19 protein-coding genes are annotated in these 20,988 nt (G+C 40.8%); 9 read left to right on the top strand and 10 right to left on the bottom strand.

What is annotated here, in order from left to right; genetic code table 11:
• Positions 1 to 7 precede the first annotated feature (7 nt).
• From B5X60_RS12920 to B5X60_RS12905, 4 genes are all read right to left on the bottom strand, one after another.
• Positions 8 to 2,134 carry a carboxy terminal-processing peptidase gene (locus B5X60_RS12920; protein WP_245803518.1) on the bottom strand — a complete coding sequence of 709 codons (2,127 nt, stop codon included), beginning with the start codon at positions 2,132 to 2,134 and terminating at the stop codon, positions 8 to 10.
• A 171-nt stretch (positions 2,135 to 2,305) separates the two neighbouring features.
• Entirely contained in the window at positions 2,306 to 3,397 is a 1,092-nt protein-coding gene (locus B5X60_RS12915) for a tetratricopeptide repeat protein (RefSeq protein WP_079703098.1), read from the bottom strand.
• A 107-nt stretch (positions 3,398 to 3,504) separates the two neighbouring features.
• The gene (locus B5X60_RS12910; RefSeq protein WP_079703097.1) at positions 3,505 to 4,353 is read right to left on the bottom strand and encodes an isoaspartyl peptidase/L-asparaginase; all 849 of its coding nucleotides are present in this window, start codon (positions 4,351 to 4,353) and stop codon (positions 3,505 to 3,507) included.
• Positions 4,353 to 5,264, bottom strand: a complete 912-nt coding sequence (locus B5X60_RS12905) for a cyanophycinase (protein ID WP_079703096.1) — start codon at positions 5,262 to 5,264, stop codon at positions 4,353 to 4,355. Before B5X60_RS12905 ends, B5X60_RS12910 begins: the two co-directional genes overlap by 1 nt.
• A 396-nt stretch (positions 5,265 to 5,660) precedes the next feature.
• Here B5X60_RS12905 and cphA point away from each other — a divergent pair, with 396 nt between their 5' ends.
• The 6 genes from cphA to B5X60_RS12875 all read left to right on the top strand — a co-directional run bounded on the left by cphA (position 5,661) and on the right by B5X60_RS12875 (position 13,576).
• Positions 5,661 to 8,276, top strand: coding sequence for a cyanophycin synthetase (gene cphA, locus B5X60_RS12900; RefSeq protein ID WP_079703267.1), 2,616 nt, complete (start codon positions 5,661 to 5,663; stop codon positions 8,274 to 8,276).
• Positions 8,277 to 8,290: 14 nt separating this feature from the next.
• The gene (locus B5X60_RS12895) at positions 8,291 to 9,571 is read left to right on the top strand and encodes a replication-associated recombination protein A (protein WP_079703095.1); all 1,281 of its coding nucleotides are present in this window, start codon (positions 8,291 to 8,293) and stop codon (positions 9,569 to 9,571) included.
• A gap of 87 nt (positions 9,572 to 9,658) precedes the next feature.
• Positions 9,659 to 11,134 carry a DUF5687 family protein gene (locus B5X60_RS12890; protein WP_079703094.1) on the top strand — a complete coding sequence of 492 codons (1,476 nt, stop codon included), beginning with the start codon at positions 9,659 to 9,661 and terminating at the stop codon, positions 11,132 to 11,134.
• A gap of 1 nt (position 11,135) precedes the next feature.
• Positions 11,136 to 11,837 carry an ABC transporter ATP-binding protein gene (locus B5X60_RS12885; protein WP_079703093.1) on the top strand — a complete coding sequence of 234 codons (702 nt, stop codon included), beginning with the start codon at positions 11,136 to 11,138 and terminating at the stop codon, positions 11,835 to 11,837.
• Between the two features lie 6 nt (positions 11,838 to 11,843).
• Positions 11,844 to 12,629: an SDR family oxidoreductase gene (locus tag B5X60_RS12880; protein WP_079703092.1), complete on the top strand. Its 786-nt coding sequence runs from the start codon at positions 11,844 to 11,846 to the stop codon at positions 12,627 to 12,629.
• Positions 12,630 to 12,640: 11 nt separating this feature from the next.
• On the top strand, positions 12,641 to 13,576 hold the full coding sequence (locus B5X60_RS12875; protein ID WP_079703091.1) for an SMP-30/gluconolactonase/LRE family protein: 936 nt from the start codon (positions 12,641 to 12,643) through the stop codon (positions 13,574 to 13,576).
• A gap of 67 nt (positions 13,577 to 13,643) precedes the next feature.
• Here B5X60_RS12875 and B5X60_RS12870 read toward each other — a convergent pair whose 3' ends face one another.
• Positions 13,644 to 14,036 (bottom strand): DUF1573 domain-containing protein, encoded by a 393-nt coding sequence (locus B5X60_RS12870; protein WP_079703090.1) that lies wholly within the window; start codon positions 14,034 to 14,036, stop codon positions 13,644 to 13,646.
• Between the two features lie 300 nt (positions 14,037 to 14,336).
• Here B5X60_RS12870 and B5X60_RS12865 point away from each other — a divergent pair, with 300 nt between their 5' ends.
• Both B5X60_RS12865 and B5X60_RS12860 read left to right on the top strand, forming a co-directional pair.
• Positions 14,337 to 15,143, top strand: a complete 807-nt coding sequence (locus tag B5X60_RS12865; RefSeq protein WP_079703089.1) for a metallophosphoesterase family protein — start codon at positions 14,337 to 14,339, stop codon at positions 15,141 to 15,143.
• Positions 15,127 to 15,729, top strand: a complete 603-nt coding sequence (locus tag B5X60_RS12860; RefSeq protein WP_245803517.1) for a hypothetical protein — start codon at positions 15,127 to 15,129, stop codon at positions 15,727 to 15,729. Before B5X60_RS12865 ends, B5X60_RS12860 begins: the two co-directional genes overlap by 17 nt.
• 1 nt (position 15,730) lies before the next feature.
• Here the strand turns inward: B5X60_RS12860 and B5X60_RS12855 are convergent, their stop codons facing one another.
• The 5 genes from B5X60_RS12855 to B5X60_RS12835 all read right to left on the bottom strand — a co-directional run bounded on the left by B5X60_RS12855 (position 15,731) and on the right by B5X60_RS12835 (position 20,137).
• Positions 15,731 to 16,276 (bottom strand): hypothetical protein, encoded by a 546-nt coding sequence (locus B5X60_RS12855; RefSeq protein WP_079703088.1) that lies wholly within the window; start codon positions 16,274 to 16,276, stop codon positions 15,731 to 15,733.
• 4 nt (positions 16,277 to 16,280) lie between these two features.
• The gene (locus B5X60_RS12850; protein WP_221406246.1) at positions 16,281 to 17,372 is read right to left on the bottom strand and encodes an LVIVD repeat-containing protein; all 1,092 of its coding nucleotides are present in this window, start codon (positions 17,370 to 17,372) and stop codon (positions 16,281 to 16,283) included.
• Positions 17,373 to 17,667: 295 nt separating this feature from the next.
• Positions 17,668 to 17,928: an RNA recognition motif domain-containing protein gene (locus B5X60_RS12845; RefSeq protein ID WP_079703086.1), complete on the bottom strand. Its 261-nt coding sequence runs from the start codon at positions 17,926 to 17,928 to the stop codon at positions 17,668 to 17,670.
• Positions 17,929 to 17,955: 27 nt separating this feature from the next.
• On the bottom strand, positions 17,956 to 19,176 hold the full coding sequence (locus tag B5X60_RS12840) for a C40 family peptidase (RefSeq protein ID WP_079703085.1): 1,221 nt from the start codon (positions 19,174 to 19,176) through the stop codon (positions 17,956 to 17,958).
• 133 nt (positions 19,177 to 19,309) lie between these two features.
• Positions 19,310 to 20,137, bottom strand: coding sequence for an SDR family oxidoreductase (locus B5X60_RS12835; protein WP_079703084.1), 828 nt, complete (start codon positions 20,135 to 20,137; stop codon positions 19,310 to 19,312).
• Between the two features lie 90 nt (positions 20,138 to 20,227).
• On the opposite strand from B5X60_RS12835, the gene B5X60_RS12830 reads away from it, so the two are divergent.
• Positions 20,228 to 20,908, top strand: coding sequence for an OmpA family protein (locus B5X60_RS12830; RefSeq protein WP_079703083.1), 681 nt, complete (start codon positions 20,228 to 20,230; stop codon positions 20,906 to 20,908).
• The last annotated feature ends 80 nt before the right edge of the window (positions 20,909 to 20,988 follow it).

Here is a 20,988-nt window from a genome sequence, read left to right as displayed (position 1 = left end):
GTTTCGATTATTTCAGACTGATGAAATCAGCCATTATCTGGAGACTTTCGTCCCGGATGAAATCGATGTCGTCTTTAGGTTTCGGTTCACCCTTCTTAAGTGGTGCTAAACCTTTAGCAGCACGTCGTTGATTCTCCCTGGCCAAAGTCTTAGCTTCCTGTTCATCACGCTCTTTCTTTAGCTGCGCTTCGTTCAAGGTGATTGTGGTCTCAGCATCGCGTCTGGCATACTCTGCGATATCCTCTTTAAGATTTTTAAATTCCAGCGAAGACTGCATACGCTGGTCATGTAAAGTTTTGAGCTTTTGTTTCGCTGAATTCAGATTAGTTACGGCTGCATAATTACTTGGCGCAATGGTATCCCATGGTAGTGCTCTTGGTTCAGAGCTTTCTCCATACTTATCTTTTGGAAAAACTGTTGGAAACTCAATATCTGGCATTACACCCCTATGCTGAGTACTGCTTCCATTTACACGATAAAATTTCGCCATCGTTAGATTGATCTGCCCAAACTCTGGAACTACCCCACTATTTGGCCTCACCGTAACTCCACCACCACCATTGTTATTATTAGCAGTTTGTGCTGCTTTAAGCATTAATTTATCAGCCGGACCGATAACCCGCTCCATGTTTATGCCTTGCTGCACCGTACCTTTTCCATAGGTTTGGTTACCTATGATAATCCCTCTGCCATAATCCTGGATTGCACCAGCAAATATTTCGGAAGCTGAGGCACTGAAGCGGTCGACCATGACGCCCAAGGGACCTGACCATGCTACAGATGAATCCTCGTCTTCATCCACTTCGATCTTATTTCTACGATCTCGAACCTGAACAACCGGCCCCTTTGGAATAAACAATCCCGTTAAGCTTATTGCTTCCGGAAGAGAACCACCACCATTGCTGCGAAGGTCAAGGATTACGGCGTCGACGTTTTCTTTCTTAAGACTATCTAAAAGGATGCGAACGTCACGTGTAGTACTCTTATAATTTTTATCTCCGGCCTGCATCGCCCTGAAATCAGCGTAAAAAGCTGGCAGTTGGATAATTCCGATTTTGTGCGTTTTACCACCAGAAGTTACAGTTTTAATTATACGCTTTGCTGACTGATCCTCAAGGATTACCTTATCCCTGACGAGCTTAACAATTTTCGGCGCTGAAGACAATTCCTGCCCAGCTGGGATAATTTTCAGTCGGACGGTTGTACCTTTTGGACCTTTAATCTTCGTCACCGTTACATCAAGTCTCCACCCGATGACATCTACAAACTCACCATCATTGCCCTGAGCTACCGCAATTATACGGTCGCCAACCTCAAGTGTTTTTGCTTTAAACGCAGGACCGCCTGGAATAATCTCGGCAATTTTTACCACCTCATTTTCCAATTGAAGACGGGCACCAATGCCTTCAAAAGTACGGGCCAGGTCTTCATTAAAATCCTGAGCCCTTGTCGGGACGAAATAACTTGTATGGGTTTCTACCGAACCAGTTAACGAATTCATGAAAATTTGGAATACGTCCTGATTATTAAATTTCGACGACGTTGATGTCAGATTCTCATATCGTTTCCTGATCGTTTCATTAATTTTTGCCGGATCAGTTCCAGTAATTTTAAGATTTAAAAGTTCATACTTGATTTTCTTTGACCACAGATCATCTGACTCGGCTTGAGATTTCAGCCAAGGCATTTTTTCACGATCATACGTATATGTGTCGTTGGATGCAAAATCAAACTTTTTGTCAATTTGCTTCAAAGCAAAGCTAACACGATCATTATATCTCTTCTGATATATGTTGAATATGTAGAATGGCACACTGAGGTCGCCAGTACGCACATCATCATCAAGCGTGTTTCTATATTTTTCAAAATCGACTATATCGCTCTGTAGAAAGTAATTCCTGCCGGGATCCAGTGATTTAAGAAAATCATCAAAAACTAATGAGGAAATCTCATCGTTGATCTGCACTTTTTTGTAATGAAAGTTTTCTATCAGTTCGACAACTGATTTTGCTTCTACTGATTGCTGAATATCCGGTTTCAAGTCGTTAGGTGAAACTACGGTAGTTATACGCGGATCAGCCTGACAAGCTAAAGCAGCTACAAGAAGAAACGCCAGTGATATTTTTTTTAACATCTCTTTAAATGATTTAAAATCCATTGCAGAATAAAAGGTATCTAATTTGGTACCAAATTTTAAATATAACCACGGTAAATATCGATTTGATATTGCATCCGTGTAACATGTTTGTGTAATGTACAAATTGCGGGTAAAACAGAGAAGCAGGTTGTAAATAAATCCCCCAAATTATTTAGGATTACTATTTAAAATAGCGTCTTTCAAAACTGTAAACTCCGATAATGCAGAGCTTGCAGCACTTTTATTGCCCATTGCTGCGTAAACCTTTGACAGGTCACTCTTTATTTCAACCAACTTAAACCGATATTTGTTTGATATCGAAAGTTGCTCAGCTTCACGCAAATCTGTCAGTGCCAGCTGATGATCGCCGATTGACATTTTAACATGTCCAAGACTGACTAAAGAATTCACAATACCAGATGAGTTATTCATTTTCCTGGCTACCATATTAGACTGGATATAAAACCACTTCGCCTCGGAAAACCGCTTTTGCTGAGCAAAAATTTCAGCTAGCTGGTCATAAGTACGCATAGACCCAATTTTGTCGTGAAGCTTGTATGCGAATAGCGGCAAAGCCTTATTCATGAGGATTGCCTCAGCTTCTTTATATTTCTTTTGAGCTGTCCATATGCTAGCCAGATTAAGGTAGGCCTCACCCAAATAGCGGTTATTACGAACGGCAAGCGCTTCATCCACTATGAGTTGATTGTACTTTAAAGCCTCATTCAAATCTTCTTTATATTTATAAATTCTTGCAAGACTGAAATAGTTCTTAACGACCGCCGGCTTGTTGACAAGTTCCGTATTTATCTTTAGTGCATCGTTAAAAAACATGATCGCCTTATTCAGATTCCCATCCACTGCAGCATTAGTACCCAGAGAACTTAATATTTCTGCCTCTGCCTTCCGATCCCCTAGGTTCCTGTATAACATTAACAACTGATCATCTGCTGTTAAGGAATCCTGCTTAAGAGACCCGTTGTAAATGCCGGCTGAAATTGGGAATGCTGGCAAAGGGTTATCAGAAGATTTCAGTAATTCTTTAAACTGCAATGCGTTAATATAATCCCGCAATGCTTCAGGATTAGCCGGCACAGCTGCTTTTTTAACTTGAATTTTAAGAGAATCATAAACTGAGGTAGGAGCAACCACACTCCAATGGTCAATTCCTGCCAAACTCGCATTATTCACTGAGGCTTTGCCAGAAAAACTGTTAGCCGAAAGTACAATAGCCAAAAAAGCCAGGAATTTTAGTTTCATTTAAAAAAGATTTTTGGTCAGTAAGTGGGAATTTAATCCTCTCAATTTCAGTATTATACTGAATATCAAACGTACGAAGAATTTTAAAATTATGAATAGGAGAAAAATCAGCTAAAAACTGACACTTCTTTGTCATAAGAGGCCCACACCATATACGGGTGCGAATCACAATGATAAATCTCTCCTGACGAAGTTATTCCGATTATGCCCGCAAATCCCTCATAGGGCTTAAGTTCTTCGAAAGATTTCTTTGCCGCCGCCTCCAGACTCATACCATCAGTTACCCGCGTAACTATTTTTACTGAGAGGCCCCCGCTAACAATATCTTCACCAACGCCTGTACATGAAATACCTGCATGAGCGTTGGCGAAATTACCGGCAACTGTTGCTGAATCACTAACCCGTCCCGGGATCTCAAATCCCTTACCTCCTGTTGATGTAGCTGCGGCGATATTTCCTTCCTTATCAAGAGCAACGCACCCTACAGTACCAAGACCGATAGAGGCATTTAATTTTTCTTCATATTCCATTCGTCGTTGCGGAGTTTCAGGATTAAAATATTCAAATCCATTTTGTCTAGCATAGTCTAGAGCACCGCTTCCACTCAAAACACGGTCTTCTTCCACCATTAACTTCTCGGCAACCCTTACCGCATTTTTTACATCCTCAATATTTATGACACCGGAAAATTTCTCAGTTTTACCATCCATTATACTTGCACTAAGCCTGATCTTTCCATCACTCTGGATCTGAGAACCAAGGCCGGCATTAAAAAGATCACAATCCTCCAAAAGCGAAACGGCATATATCGACGTTTCTAATGCTGTATGACGCTCAAGGTACTGATAGGATTTCTGCACTATTTCAGAAAGAGCTTCCTGTTTAGCTTGTTTTACCTCCTGATTTGTGTGAGATTCACTAAAAAATCCGCCGTGTATGATAATCTTTTGTTCCATCAATTATCGTAATCTTTAACTTTCAAAAACACGCCGTCTTCGACTTTCAGAGCTTTCTTGATCTCCAATTCGTGCTTTTCCAAATCATATTTATCGAAAAGCGACATTACATGAACACGCAATCCGTCAATGGAAACGGGAGATCCTATTTCAACATCATAAATGCTCGTTTCGCTGATATGGCGGCCATCGACAAGGATAGTTAAACCTGAGCCAATTGCTTCTAAACAATTTCCGTCAGTAATTAATAAACCGGCATCCTCACCCAAACCAATTCCTAACATGCCAGGATTGCTGGCGACGGCATAAAATAGCCTGCCTATCCGACCTCTTTGCACAAAATGGGTATCCACTATTACTGAATCCACAAAACCTAAACCGGCTGTTATCTGAACCTCGCCTTTTACAAGCGCCTCGCTACTGCTTCCCCGGTAAATCATATTTGTTGAGGAGGCAGCCGCGCCCGCAGAAGTGCCCGCTATGAGAAAATTGTCTTCCTGATAGCGCCTTTTTAAAATCTGTAAAAATGGCGTTCCTCCGAAAATCGAACTCAATCGAAGCTGATCGCCACCAGTGAACATCACAACATCTGCGTTGCTTATTCTTTCAAGGTATTCTTTATTGGCTGCGTCTGTACGTGACCTGATATCCAGGACGTTGACATTATTTACTTGAAGCTGTTTAAAGGATTTAATATACTCAGTCCCAACAATATCAGGTATTTGCGATGCGGTTGTAATTACTTCCACCACCGAGTTTTCTGCTTTGTCTGATTCGACAATTACACGTCTTAAAATCCCCTGTTCAAAGAACTTGATGTAGTGGGGATGGCTGATGTTTTCGTTATAGTTAAGCGAACTTCCCAGATCTACTGCACCACCAATAATAACGAGTTTGCCCTTTGGAACCATAGTAATTACATAAATGTCAACGAAAACCTAAATATATATTGAGGGTATAATAAGTTTAAACATTACTTATTAAACTTTTCCACATATTCCTTTTATAGATATTGTTTGTAAGAGATAAATCTCCACTTCTCCGACTCGCTGTAAAGTTTTCACAGAATTCGGTAAGTTCATGAAACTTTATATCTTGACACTGGTTTTCATACTTATTCAACTCCAACAACCATTCCAACAAATGAATTGCGTGCAAACTTCGACGAGTCAATACGCGAAAATCATCCATTTCAGAGCGTATGGTTGTCTGAATTGTTTATTTTAACCTACAACATAAACTATCACAACATAAAGAAGCGGGATTACCGGCAGGGCAAATTCATCATCCAAAAACAAGATTTAAAAATGAAAATATTAGGCATACAGGTTTTAAAGGGTCCAAACATCTGGTCGACACGCCGCAAAAAATTAATACAAATGCGCCTCGATCTTGAAGAGATGGAACAGCGTCCAACTAACAAGATCGAAGGCTTCCGCGAACGAATTGAAAAACTAATTCCCAGCTTGTACACCCATCGTTGTTCGCCTGGTCATGAGGGAGGTTTTTTCGAGCGTATCGACGAAGGCACCTGGATGGGGCATGTTATTGAACATATCGCTCTTGAATTACAGACCCTTGCAGGCATGGAAACTGGTTTTGGAAGAACCCGTGAAACGAAAACTCCGGGGACTTACAATGTAGTGTTTAATTATATCGAAGAAAAAGTTGGTGTCTATGCCGCTGAAGCGTCGGTAAAGATTGCCCAGGCAATAGTGGATGGCTCTGAATACGATATCGAAAATGATATCATGACAATGAAAAAAATGCGGGAGAGGGAGCGTTTCGGCCCAAGTACTGCATCTATAGTTGATGAAGCGGTAGCCCGTAACATTCCGTTTATCCGCTTAAACAGCAGTTCACTTGTCCAACTCGGATACGGTAAGAACCAGGTTAGGTTTCGTGCTACAATGACCGACAAAACCAGCAGTATAGCCGTTGACCTTGCGGGGAATAAGGATGAGACCAAACGAATTTTAACAGAACAGGCAATTCCTGTCGCAAAGGGTTCTACCATTTCATCACTAGAAGAATTAGATGAAGCCCTAGACAAGATCGGTTTCCCGCTGGTGTTTAAGCCCCTCAATGGAAATCATGGAAAAGGTGCGACTATCAATGTAAAAACTCGTGAAGAAGCATCGGCAGCGTTCGCTTATGCTCAGAAGTACTCACACCGTGTTATCGTCGAACGATTTATTACCGGCCACGACTTCCGCGTTTTGGTTATAGATAATCGGATGGTCGCTGCAGCCCAGCGCGTGCCTGCTCACGTTGTTGGTGATGGCAAGCACACCATCCAACAGCTTATTGACACCGAAAACAGTGACCCACGTCGCGGATACGGACACGAAAATGTTCTTACAGAAATTACAGTCGACCGCGATACACTTGATCTTCTTGAAAAAAGAGAATACACACTTGAAAGCATTCCTCCGCAAAAAGAGATCGTTTACCTAAAGTCTACCGCGAACCTGAGCACTGGCGGAACTTCTATCGACGTAACTGATCTCGTCCATCCACAGAACGTATTCATGTGCGAGCGTATAGCAAGGGTTATCGGCCTTGATATATGCGGGATAGATATCATGGCACAAAATCTAACCGAGTTGCTTACTGACAATGGGGGTGTTGTGCTTGAGGTAAATGCTGCACCAGGTTTCAGAATGCACCTTGCTCCGAGCGAAGGTTTGCCAAGAAATGTTGCTGCTCCGGTAATTGATATGCTTTACCCTCCCGGCAAATCTGCCAGGATTCCGATTATATCAATAACTGGCACCAACGGTAAAACCACTACCACACGCTTGATCGCTCACATTGTAAAAAACAACGGATACAGGGTTGGATATACTACTTCAGATGGGGTCTATATCCAAAATTCCATGCTGCTAAAAGGCGATACCACGGGCCCCTTGAGCGCGGAATTTGTGTTGAAGGATCCTACCGTGGAGTTTGCTGTTCTTGAGACCGCTCGGGGCGGAATTTTACGTTCAGGCCTGGGGTTTGGCCACTGTGATATTGGTGTAATAACAAATATCCAGGAAGACCATCTGGGCATATCTGATATACATACACTCGAGGACCTTGCAAGGGTAAAAGAGGTCGTAATTAAATCGATCAAGAATGAAGGTTGGGCAATTTTAAATGCAGATAACAAGTACTGCGTTAAAATTGGAAAGGATATTCACTGTAATCTCGCCTACTTTACCCTTGATGAAAAAAACCCTGAAGTTCGGGAACATTGTCGTAAAGGTGGTATCGCAGCCGTTTACGAAAACGGTTATATCACAATCAAGAAAGGCGACTGGAAAATAAGAATAGAAAAGGTTACTCATATCCCAATTACCTTCAACGGTACGGTAAGTTTCATGACCCAAAATGCACTTGCTGCCAGTCTCGCTGCATTTGTTTGGGGATTCAAGATTGAAGACATTCGTCTTTCGCTTGAAACATTCATTCCCTCAGCAGCGCACACTCCGGGCCGGATGAATGTTTTTAAAACCAAAGAATTTAAGATTTTAATAGATCATGCCCACAATCCCGATGGCATGAGAGGAATAAAGCAATTCGTCGAGACCCTGGACATCACCAGGAGCATTGGAATAATTTCAGGGACGGGTGACAGACGGGATGACGATATCAAAGAAATAGGCAGGATTTCTGCTCAAATGTTTGATGAAATCGTTATTTGTCAGGAGAAATACATGCGAGGTAGGACACAGGAAAATATCATTTCACTGCTGACAGATGGCTTGAAGGAAGTTAAACCAGATATTAGCATACTCGTGCTAAACAAAGGCAATGAAGCCTTCGAACATACAATGAAAAATGCGCCAGCAGGTTCACTTGTATCTATTATTTCTGATTCAATATCCAATGCAATCGAACTTGTACAGAATTTCCAGGACAAAGAAATTGGGATGTAAATTTGCTTAACAAAATGGCAACAATACCTCCTTTAGCAGAACGAATGCGTCCCGAAGATCTGGACGACTATGTGGGTCAAAAACATCTTGTCGGAAAGGACGCGATCCTCAGACTTGCTATTGAAAACGGGAACCTTCCGTCACTGATATTATGGGGGCCGCCGGGTGTGGGTAAAACCACTCTTGCATTTATCATATCAAGGCAATTGAACCGGCCTTTTTTTAGCCTTAGTGCTATCAATTCCGGTGTAAAAGATATTCGCGAGGTGATTGAGAAAGCCTCAAAACTGAAAGATGAAAACGAGAACTTACCGATACTTTTTATTGATGAGATCCATCGTTTTTCGAAATCTCAACAAGATTCTTTACTTGGCGCAGTTGAAAGGGGGCTCGTCACACTAATTGGGGCGACTACCGAAAATCCCTCCTTTGAAGTCATCTCAGCTTTGCTTTCCAGAAGCCAGGTCTATATTCTCCAAAACTTGTCGGAAGATGACCTTGTAGAGCTTTTGAACAAAGCACTCAAGGAGGACGTGTATTTGAATAAAAAAAAGGTCACGATTAAAGAGCATGAAGCGCTGTTGCGGCTTTCAGGTGGAGATGCGAGGAAATTGTTAAACGTGCTGGATTTGGTTATTAATGCTGTGAATGAGCCCGATGTGGTAATTACCAATGAATTGGTTCTCAAACATATTCAGCAGAATATGGCCATTTATGACAAGGCTGGGGAACAGCATTATGATATAATATCCGCTTTCATCAAATCGATCCGGGGAAGTGATCCAAATGCAGCGGTGTATTGGCTTGCCAGGATGATCGCTGGTGGAGAAGACCCTCTATTCATCGCCAGGCGATTACTCATCTTAGCTTCAGAGGATATCGGAAATGCAAATCCAAATGCACTGCTTCTGGCAAATAGCTGCTTCCAGGCAGTGAATGTAATAGGTTTTCCAGAATCCAGGATCATCTTATCTCAAACGGTTACTTACCTCGCATCTTCACCAAAAAGCAATGCCAGCTACGAGGCAATTGGCAAGGCTCAGGACCTGGTTTCGCGGACTGGCGACCAGTCCGTTCCGTTACATCTCCGGAATGCCCCAACCAAGCTGATGAAGAATATAGGCTATGGCAAAGAATACGAATATTCACATGCTCATGAAAACAACTTCTCGGCACAGGAATATATGCCTGAAAAACTAAGCGGAACTTTACTTTATGATCCGGGAAAAAATGCCGCCGAAGAAAAACTAAGGGAGCGACTCAGAACGCTCTGGAAAGGAAAATATAAGTATTAATCGCCGACACGAACTTCTAATCAGTAGACATCGTCTGATTTTCCCATTTAACCTTGTAAAGACATAGAATTTTCCTACTTTTCCTCTATGACTTTAATTTTCTTATCTCAGCAATGGAAAGCTTTCTGGAGATCACAAAATAAAGGCAAAAGTATAGCTATGAGGATTGTTATGGGCATCCTTGTTGCCTATCTCTTGCTGAATGTTTTGGTTGTAGCGTTTTTCATGGACAAGATCCTGATGAAAACATTTCCCGGGCAAGACCCACTCCAAACTTTCAACAGCTTTATACTCTATTATTTTTTGATGGACCTGATCATGCGTTTCCAACTTCAGGAATTGCCCACCTTAAGTATCAGGCCTTATTTACATCTTCCGATCAGCAAGAATCAGATTGCAAACTACCTGTCGCTTACCTCGCTGGCTACCGCTTTTAATCTGACTCCATTCCTGCTAACCATTCCTTTCCTTGTTAAAGTTTTGATTCCCCAATATGGCGTGGGGGCATTCTGGTCGTACATCCTGGCAATTTTCGCTTTAACGATGCATAACCATTTTTTTAGTCTTTGGCTTAAGCGTAAAGTTAATCTGAACGCTTACTGGATGCTCGGGTTCTTTGCTCTGCTCCTTCTCGTCTGGGCGCTGGAGTTTTATTTTAAGGTGATATCGATTTCGAATGTTTCGAAAGAGCTTTTCAGCGCGGTAATTAAGAATTTCCTTTTATCCCCGATGCTTCTCGGTATCGGCTTGGCGGCATTTCTGACAAATCATAATTACTTAAAAAGTAACTTATATCTTGAGGAATTAGAAACGTCCAAAACTTCTGCTAAGTCAAGTACCGAAATACCATATCTTAATAGATTTGGTTTAGTGGGTGATCTTGCTGCGAATGAATTAAAGCTCATTCTGAGAAATAAACGTCCGCGTTCAGTTTTGGTGATGTGCTTGATGTTTATGCTTTATGGACTCATATTTTACAACAACCCCAAATACGATGGGTATGGACATATCGTATTTTGCGGGATGTTTATGACTGGAATCTTCATCATCAACTACGGGCAGTTTATGTTTAGCTGGCAAAGTGCTCATTTCGATGGAATACTAACAAGCAGGATACAAGCAGAAGATTTTTTCAAGTCTAAGTTTTTAATATTTGATGTTCTGTCAACTTTTTGCTTTCTCCTGACTATACCCTACGTGTATTTCGGCTGGAAAGTAATTATCGTCCATTTAATAATGTACGTCTGGAACCTGGGTGTGAACACGATTCTGGTACTTTACTTTGCCAATCAGAATTACAAACGGATAGATTTGAGTAAAGGTGGCAGCTTCAATTGGGAAGGCGTGGGGGCCTCCCAATGGATACTCTCAATACCGTTATTGATTACACCATTCCTGATCTATTTACCGCTTAGTTATTTTGATTATCCTAAAATAGGCTTAGCAGCAATCGCTATTATCGGTATGATATTTATTTTTAGCCGGGAGTTTTGGCTTAATAAATTAGTTGCCATATTTAATACAAAGCGTTACACCATTGCTGAGGGATTTAGAAAAGAATAACATGATTGAAATTAAAGATTTACAAAAAGTATATAATGGCGTACGGGTAGTTAATATCCCGGAACTGAATATCCGCACCGGAGAAACCATAGGCCTGATCGGTAACAATGGGGCAGGCAAGACCACGTTATTTAGAATGATGCTGGATCTGATACGTCCTGACAAAGGGGTGATTTTGTCTAAGGAAAAAGATGTAGCTCAATCAAACGACTGGAAAAATTACACAACGTCATATTTGGACGAAGGTTTTCTTATCGATTATCTTACACCAGAAGAATATTTTTATTTCACCGGCAGTCTGTTTAAACTTAGTAAAGCGCACGTCGATTCGGAGCTTACTAATTATTCAGAATTTTTTAATGGAGAAATTCTGAATCGTGGTAAGTACATACGTGATCTTTCAAAGGGGAACCAGGCAAAAGTTGGGGTTGTTGCCAGTCTGATGCCGGAACCGGAGCTGCTGATGCTCGATGAACCTTTTGCTAACATCGACCCAAGTACACAGATCAGACTTAAAAATATGGTTAAGGAACTGGGCACTAAGAAGAGGATTACAACGATCATCTCCAGCCACGACCTCAATCATGTAACAGATGTATGTGAACGAATACTTTTGATGGAGAAGGGGAAAATTATCAAGGACATTGCAACTAACTCAAACACCTTAAAGGAGTTGGAAGAATATTTTTCTGTATTATCTTAATATCTGATGAATTTAGATTTAACAGGCAAGCGAGCATTAGTATGTGGAAGCACTCAGGGAATTGGTAAAGCCGCGGCGATTGAACTGGCTTTGCTTGGGGCGCAAATAACACTGCTGGCGCGCAATGAAGAAAGGCTAAAGACTGTTCTTAATGATATACCTGCAAGAGGAGATGTGAGACATGATTACCTCGTGGCGGATTTTTCGAACCCCGACCTTGTAAAGTCTGTAGTTGAGTGTTATGTGAATACTAATCGAGTAGAAATTTTAGTAAATAATACCGGAGGACCACCAGCCGGCGCAGCTTCAGACGCTAAATTAGACGAATATTTATCCGCTTTTAATATCCATCTTATCTGTAACCAAATTTTAGTTCAGGCTGTGATGCCGTGCATGAAGCAAGCCGGCTACGGAAGAATCATAAACGTTATTTCTACGTCTGTAAAAACACCTCTAAAAGGTCTGGGTGTTTCTAACACGATCAGGGGTGCCGTAGCAAGTTGGGCAAAAACCATTGCCGCGGAATTGGGACCTTTTGGAATTACAGTAAACAATGTTTTGCCAGGATATACACTCACCAGCCGCTTTGAGTCATTACGAAGCAGTAAATCAGAAAAAGAAGAAAAATCGGAAGCAGAGATAGAAAAGGAAATGGTTAGTGACATTCCTGCTGGGAGAATTGCAGAAGCATCCGAAATAGGTGCCGCAATCGCTTTCCTAGCAAGTCCGGCAGCATCATATATAAATGGCATAAACCTTCCAGTAGATGGGGGGAAAACGCCATGTCTTTAATCCAGATTTCTATGGTCACAAGCAGAAGTTATTTACTTGGTATTCTTTTCCCATTAAGTCTTCTTGTGATACCGCACGAGAAGGGCATGCAGCCTCGAATTGGTCTTCAGAAGATTGACACAACTTCAAGTTTAGTAGCAGAAGGGGCCACCCCCAGGCTCATTTCGAGTCAGTTTAGTTTTACTGAAGGGCCAGCGGTTGACAAGTTTGGAAATATTTTCTTTACCGATCAGCCCAATGACAAGATCTGGAAATTTGATATCAGGGGCGAATTATCTGTTTTCCTTGATAAAACAGGGCGTTCTAACGGAATGTATTTCGATAAAAAAGGCAACCTGATCACGGCTGCGGATGAAAACAATCAATTTTGGTCGATCAGCCCGGATAAGAAGGTGACAGTGCTGCTCGATAATTATAACGGTCAACGTTTCAATGGCCCCAATGATCTCTGGATAGATAAAAAGGGAGGGATCTTTTTCACGGACCCTTATTATCAGCGCCCTTATTGGCAAAGAAAAAAGCCAGATATGGCTGATGAGCGGCTCTATTATCTGCCGAAAGGCAAAAAAGCAGCCGTGGTTGTAGACAGCAATCTGGTAAGGCCAAATGGGATAATTGGCTCTGCAGACGGCAAAAATTTGTTCGTGTCGGATATAAATGACAGGAAAACCTATAAGTATGACATTTCTAAAAATGGGAATTTAAAGAACAGGCGCTTGTTTGTTTCTATGGGTTCGGACGGAATGACACTTGATAATAAAGGCAATCTTTACCTTACCGGCCAGGGAGTAACGGTATTTGATCCCGATGGAAAGAAAATCTTGAATATTCCTCTACCTGGATGGACTGCAAATGTGTGTTTTGGTGGAATAAACAGAGATCTGCTATTTATAACATCAAGCAAATCAGTTTACACCCTTCAAATGAACGTTAAGGGCATAAACTAAATCATCGAAAATTTTAAGCAAAAAAAAGCATCCGCCAAAAGACGGATGCTTTTTAGGTTTAAGTTCTTTATTCAGCTGCAGCTTCTACTACTTCACCTTTGATATAGATTACCTTTACTGGCGTTTTAGCATTAGACTTAATTGTCAGGCCTTTGCTGAACGGAGCAAGAGCGGCCGCGTTATACGTAACGGTAATTGTTCCGGTTTTTCCTTTAAGTACTGGAGTGTTGGTATACTTAGGCACAGTACATCCACAAACACTTTCAATGTTGTTGATAATTAACGGCTCATCACCAATATTGGTGAATTTAAACTCCACACTAACTGGTTTACCCTGAGGGATTTTACCGAAATCGTAGGTTTCCTTTTCAAATTTAAATTCTGCCTGAGCATCCACCCTGAAGGCAGCAACGGCTGCAAATAAAAAGACAACTCCGCAAAGAATGATTAGTTTTTTCATGTGTATTTAGTTTGTTTTTAAAGGCTATGAAGCTATCATGAGCATAATTCCCTTGTTGGTGAACGCTATGCACATGATGGTTTCATGTTTGTTTTGGTTTGTTTTTTAATTGGTTACTAGAATAAATGTATCACTATTCTATACAAAATATTCTAATTAATCAAATTTACATATTTCGCCCGTCGCTGATAATGAATTAGTAAATGATAATCAAATTGTTACGACGACAGTAATACATAACGAACAGTAAGTAAAACTATTATTCAAATTGAAAGTTTATTAGGCGACACATTTTTTACAATGAAATTAAATTTACTAGTGCTTTCGGCGGTCGCCGTAATATTCAGTTCGTCTTGTCGAAAGCTTGAATACAGTCCTAATCAAAAATTCGACAAGAATACCCCACGAAATATAAATGCGGAGAATCTTAAAAGAATACAAAGTACACCCGGCGATGATACGATCCGATTTGTTCTTAGTGGTGATTCCCAGGCCGCATATGATGATCTTAAGCCGTTTGTTAATAAGGTAAATGCCACACCTGGAATTGATTTTGTTATTCTCAACGGAGATATATCTGATTTTGGCCTCCTCCAGGAATTCAAATGGATAGAGAGTTACTATTCAAAGTTGAACGCTCCCTACCTGGCGGTAATTGGGAATCATGATCATTCTGCGAACGGTGTGTATGTGTATCAAACGATGTATAGCGAGCAACTAGATTTCAGCTTCGTATATAAAGGAGTAAAATTTGTATGCCATAATACAAATAGCAGGGAGTATAAATTTAATGGCACAGTTCCAGACCTGAATTTTCTTAAAACTCAATTTCAACCTGAAGCAGGAATAAAAGGTTATTTTGCTATAGCCCATGTGCCTCCTACCAGTGGAGATTTTGATGAAAAGCTATTTACAGACTACGGTAAGATTTTGACTGATAACGGAAAAGTGTACGCCGTTCTAAATGCACATATAGACAAGGAAACCATCCAATTCCCCTACTCCCCGAACCTCCCAATAATAACCACTAATACCCTATACAACCGACACTTTCTTGTTGTTGAAGTGGTAAATAATAACTTCAAATTTTATGACGTCGAATTCTAGAAAGGGATATATTTTATTATTTGCGATCCTCTGTTTCGCGAAAGTCAATGCTAATGCACAAAAGTTCCTCATTCCACGCACTGCCATGATTCAGCGAGCAGGAAGCATTGGTTATAATGCCTTTGGAGTAGGGTACAATTTGTTTGGAAACAAAAGAGGAAGCCTCGATCTGGCCTGGGGGTACGTTCCGGAATCAAAAGGTGGAAGACAGGATATTTTTGCAGCAAAGTTTGCTTACAGACCCTTAAAAATTAAGCTTAACGATTTTGGAATGTTATATGTAGCTAACCCAGGGGTATTTGTCACCCATCACCCCGGAGGTAAGTTTCACACTACGTTAAATAAGGATCAATATCCAGCCGGTTACTATTGGTGGTCTTCTGCTGTGAGGTTCCATATTTCTGCAAGTACTGAACTCAGGATAAACACTCCAAAGAGTTTAGTAAGAACCGGAGTCGAACAAATGGCGGTTTATAGCGAGTTTAATACAAATGAACTATACGCGGTCAGCTGGTTTAAAAATCGGGATCATTTACCTTTTAGAGATATTTTTAAGCTTGGATTCGGGGTTAAGGCTTATTTCTAGATTAAAATCCCACTCCAAAGCCCAGCGAAATTCTGCTATACCTATATTCCTCGTTAAGGACAGAGTTAATTTTGCCCAGGGCATCAAAAGTCGTTGTGAGTATTGATGCTCTTTGATGTTTAAAGCCAGCCATGAAATTTAATCGCGCTTTGCTTTTGGATTTTATCCTTAATCCGATCGATGGATTAATAACAGCCCCTCCTTTGTAGCCTTTCCCTTCCGGTTTATTATTCAACAAAGGAATTCCATAGCCGGCACTGAAACTCAAAAACGGCTTAAGATTTTTATCTTGAAACGGCATCCATTTTACACCTATTTGAAGCGGTAGAATGGTCAATTGTTTGTAGATATCCGCGCCAACTGTTATTCCTGCTTCGGAAAAAAATTTATCTACCCGAACACCATTAAATACCTGAACAGCGGGTACCGGCGATACCTTTTCGCCTGCGAGCAATCCTATATCTGCCTGCAAGGTATATGGATATTTTTGACTTCTGGCTTCTGAAATAAATACCACTAAAAAGATGAAAAGCGCTCTATAGAACATATTCCTAATTTGCGGTTAAATCAAGGTGGCTTAACAATTTGAGATTAGAAGCATTTGTATAGTCATACTGGTAAATACCGTCAGCACCTGTCACAATCAAGGACTTCGGACCCGCAATTACATCAGTAGCTTTGAGGTTTTGAATGAACGACAACTGGTTTTGACCAATCGTTTTTGGGTCAGAGCTGTTAAAGGCTTTAAGTCCGTTTTTACCTTCACATATAAATAAGTTGTTATCGGATATAGTCAGGCCATGTGGATTCAACATGGGGAACGAAGAAACAAGGACAGGCTTTGTCGGATCTTCAATATCAATAACGTCCAGAACGTTCGTTCCAAGTCTGCAGAAATTACCTGAGCGGAGGGTAACATAGGCATACTTTCCTTGCACGATCACAGGATCACAACTTGTAAGATGCTGATAGGTAGCTAATTTAAGGGGTTTTGAGGGCTCAATCGCATTGTAAATGTGCATCCCGGTAGTCGAACCGATAAATAATTTATTCTGGTACGGAAAAATTGTTTCTATCCCACCACCCAGATTGATAGTATTTATATACACTGGTGCTTTCGGGGATGAGACGTTAAATAATTTAAGACTGTTGGTGGTAACCGTGTACAAGCTGCTATTCATCAGAGTAAAGCGGGCCATTGATCCTCCAGTGCCGTAGCTTTGACTTGCAAAAGCTGCCGAAGCACCAAAACTATCAAAGAACATAGGTTCACCTTTAGCACCATCTGTGATTTGATGAGTAATCACCTCGGTTACGATTGTGTCTTTATATCCCTGTATTAGTCCCTTCTCTTTATTAATATATTGATGATCAAAAACGTTCTCCACCCTATTGACAAGACTAATTTTCGTCGGATTTGAAATGTCAAATGCCAGCAGGTCAACATAACTGTCTGCATACAAAATGTTGGTGTTTACGGCAAGGTCTATATTTCCAGGTATATTGATGAAGTTTAGAAAGCGAGGAGATGCAGGATCGGTGTTATCTATAACATGAATTCCCTTTGTTACTTCATTTATAAATAGGTAGTTGCCATAAATATAGATTTTCCCCGGAACTGACATTTCGTGGGGTTTGTCCATGCTTATAGCTTGCTTTCGTAAGTCTGAAACCGATAAATAAAACGGTGTTAACCGATGGTAAGTTCTTGTTCGAACGACTTCGTCCTTACACGAAGAAATACATAACACAAAAATAAAGGAAAGCAGGGTGCCGAATATTTTCATTGCCAATTAGTTTAGGTCTATAAAATAATACGGGCTAAGTCGGGAAAGCGCAACAGGTATCGGATAAAAAAGAAGTGAGGTTATAGAAAACTATATCCACAGCAGAGCTATACGATGGTGAATCGTATTTCTCAAATTCAAAAATTAAAAATCAAAATCTCCGGTCTGGCTTCTTATCTTCTGATATTCGTACACCAATGGTTCGACCGTATAGTTCAGTACCGTCAAGTTCATCTATGGCTTGTTGTCCGGCAGCATCATCTTCAATTTCAACAAAACCAAAGCCTTTGCTACGGCCGCTTTGTTTATCGATGATGAGTTTAACTGAAGTCAATTCACCGTACTTTTCAAAAAGCTCTCTAAGCTCTTTTTCGTCTACTTTAAAAGGTAGGCCTCCTACGAAAATATTCATATGCTTATAATTGGGTGTGTGTTAAGCTTATTCTGTTTTATGTTTATAGTAGGGATGTTGATCCACTCGCGTAATTTCGGGTTTGCCTATTGAATTTAACATTCTTCTGGCACTAACCAAAGTTCTGGCCTCGAAATCTCCATAATTAGCTGAACCACTTACCATACTGTTTATCCGAACTAGTCCCGCCGACTGGATAAATTGTCCCTCTCCTATATACAACGCAGTATGAGTGATCCGCATATTTTTTTTGTCGCCTGCAAAAAACAACAGATCTCCGGGTTTAAGATTTTTGAGACACTTGGCAATATTCACTGTGTCAGCTTCATAAATGTCCACTTTTTCACCTACAAGTGCTTGTTGCGACGCGTCCCGGGGGAGCACGACCCCATTGAGGAAATAACTCGTTTTGGTGAACCCACTGCAGTCCACACCTTTTGTCGAAGTACCTCCCCATAGGTAAGGAACGCCGAGCATTGTGCGTGCTGATTTCAATATTTGGTCAGCACTAGGGTTCGGTCTTTTTTCCCACTGTGAGAACGATTGGGCTGTGCTCATAGGTATGTAGGCTGTTCTTTTGTCCGGAAAAGCAACTTTATAAAAACCATTCGCTGTACCCAGTAGCTGCAGAATGTTACCGGAGACCAAATCAGAAATTGGTGATGAAGTTTCTGAAGGATCAGAAAATGCCTGACCATAAATGTCTGTATAAACAATTTTATCCGATGATTGCCATGCTTCGAATTCTGCTTTCGTCATGGCAGTTATCCCGGCAGTTTCTGAATATGACAGATAATTATCCGGGGTCCGGACAAAGTAGTAACCGCGTTCTTTTTTCAAAATTTTAACAGGTGTACCAAGAATAGATTGAGTAGCCATTTCCGCGGAGTGGCTTGGTGCATACCGGTTATTGCTGACAGAAAGGTTTGCAACCCCATAGATCTTTTCACCCAGATCCTTCGAGGGAAGCACTTCTCCGTTTACTTTTACCGAGATTCCCTGCGTACTTAATAAGTTTTTTAATTCAGTAATTGCTTCCGGCCTGCTTACCTCAACCGTGTATGCCAGCGGCTCATTTGTCTGCATCTTAATCTGAAAATATTCAGTTCTTTTGTCTGGAGCGTATTTCTTTTGAACCTGTGTGGCGAGTTCAGTTACTTTTTTAATGATTGTGGAATCAGCCAGACCAGCACGAGATTCGGATCCCAGGATTAAAAATAGTGCTATATAAAAAATAATCTTCTTCATAGGTTATAAATTGGATTGTTCCAGGGTTGAAATGCGATATAAGTAGACAACCTGACGAAACTATAATTACTTATTAAGTATAAAATTAAGCAAAGAATATTAGAAGAATCGTAACAAAAGCATTCTGGAACCACTAAAGCGAAACCAACCATTCCATAGAAGAAGGTATTTCAAATTGATACCCAAGCTCTTTTTCTATTCGTGGGCAGGTAATAATCTTCCACTTATTTTTCTCCAAGATAAAACCAGGCCTCGGCAAACCTTCCACTTCAGCAGCTAGTGTATAAAATTCTGCCTTTGTGGGATGAAGCGGAGCGCAGGCATTGTAAATACCGGAGGCTAATTTATTTTTGATTAATGTGTTAATAATGCCGACGGCATCATTAAGATGAATCAAATTAATGGGTGCGAGTCCATTAGGAATATTGCTTTTGCCGGCAAAAAATCGACCAGGCATCCGATCCGGGCCGATAAGGCCAGCAAGCCTGAGGCTGATTAGATTAACATGTTGATTGGCTAACAACAGCTCAGTATCAACCATCAATATTCCCGAGTCAGATTCTGGCTGAACCTTCACGCGTTCATCAACCTCATCGTTATTATCCGCATATACTGAGGTGGAACTAATCAAAATCACGCGTGATATATTACTAGAAGGCAATTGCTTACAAACGAATTGAATCATTTGCTGGTAATTCTCAAATCCATTTGGATCCTTTCTTCCAGGTGGAATGGTGATAATTAATGTCTCGGTATCAAAGAATTTTCCTAGATCAGGTATTTGCCCAGCAACGGAGAACTGTACTAAATACGGGTCAATTCCTTCGTCACGGAAGACTTCCAGCTTTGATTCGGACGTAGTTGTTGCCTTCACGGTAAAACCGCTGAAAATCAAGCTTTTTGCGAGGGGCAATCCAAGCCAACCACAGCCTAACAAACTAATATCACCTTTATTTTCCATTTTGAATTTTGCCAAAATTAAACTCTTTCAGTTAAGTTTTACTTTTGGCACTGACTTTGAATTTATGCTGACAGAAATAAATTTAAAATCATGAAAACTACAAAGATTAAAATAGCAATACTTGGATTAGGGATCGCAACATCAGCAATGGTATTACAAAGTTGTGCATCAGCTACTAAAACTCAAAAAGGAGCTGTAATCGGTGCGGCGGCGGGTGGTACTATTGGTGCGATCATTGGTAAAAAAGCAGGTAACACTGCAGTGGGCGCAATCATTGGTGGTGCGGTCGGAGGAACAGCCGGAGCTGTAATTGGCCGTAGGATGGATCGCCAGGCTGAAGAGATTAAACAAACCGTTCCAAACGCTGAAGTAATCCGTGAGGGTGAAGGTATTATTGTGAAATTTGATTCAGGAATTTTATTTGACGTGGATCAGGCTGCACTTAAGTCTGCTGCGAGATCAAACATTGAAAGCCTTGCAACTTCATTGAAAAATAATCCACAAACAAATATCCTGATTGTAGGACATACTGATGCAACTGGTACTGATGCTTACAATTATAAATTATCTGAAAGACGTGCTGCAGCAGTAAAATCATATGCTGTTAGCCAGGGTATTTCTGCATCCCGATTGACAACTGAAGGTCGTGGAGAAACTGAGCCAATTTCTGATAACACAACTGATTCGGGAAAAGCACAGAATCGTCGTGTTGAGATAGTAATAGTAGCTAATGAAGCTATGAAAGCTGAAGCTAGAACAAGCGGACAATAAAAACCAATTATATATCTGTAGACCCTGTCCGATAGCCGGACAGGGTTTTTTTGTGACCTTGAAATTATAGTAGAGATCAT

Source organism: Daejeonella lutea (assembly GCF_900168015.1).
GTDB classification, from domain to species: Bacteria; Bacteroidota; Bacteroidia; order Sphingobacteriales; family Sphingobacteriaceae; genus Daejeonella; species Daejeonella lutea.
The sequence above is the reverse complement of the archived record's forward strand: the minus strand, read 5'-3'. Positions and strand labels throughout refer to the sequence as shown.